Genomic DNA, 291 nt, shown 5'->3' on the forward strand with positions numbered 1-291 from the left:
CGTGGTCAGATATCCGTGAAATCCCCATAATAGGTCTTTTGCAACGTTACCGCTTCTGGTGCGAGAGTAATGGAAGAAGGCGGCCTGAATGTCTTCACAGGCACCGCTGCGGATTACCCACATATAGAACTCACTGCTTGCCTTTTTCCCCATTTCCTTATTACACTGGATTCGGGTTTCGTCCATGTGCAGAATCTGGCAGCTCAACAGCACCTCATGAATCCTGTTATAAATGGGGGTCAGCCATTCCTCGCTGCAGCGAATGGTCCAATTGGCCATGTTTCCTCCTGG

Annotated in this window: 1 protein-coding gene; it reads right to left on the reverse strand. The window is 49.8% G+C overall.

Going from position 1 to position 291, the window contains the following annotated elements; genetic code table 11:
* Positions 1–279: IS66 family transposase (locus BN3456_RS00045; RefSeq protein WP_242862754.1), on the reverse strand; the 279-nt coding region annotated here is incomplete at its 3' end.
* Between the last annotated feature and the right edge of the window lie 12 nt (positions 280–291).

The sequence above is a fragment of the Clostridium sp. C105KSO13 genome (genome assembly GCF_001517425.1).
In the GTDB taxonomy this organism is placed as follows: Bacteria; Bacillota; Clostridia; order Lachnospirales; family Lachnospiraceae; genus Muricomes.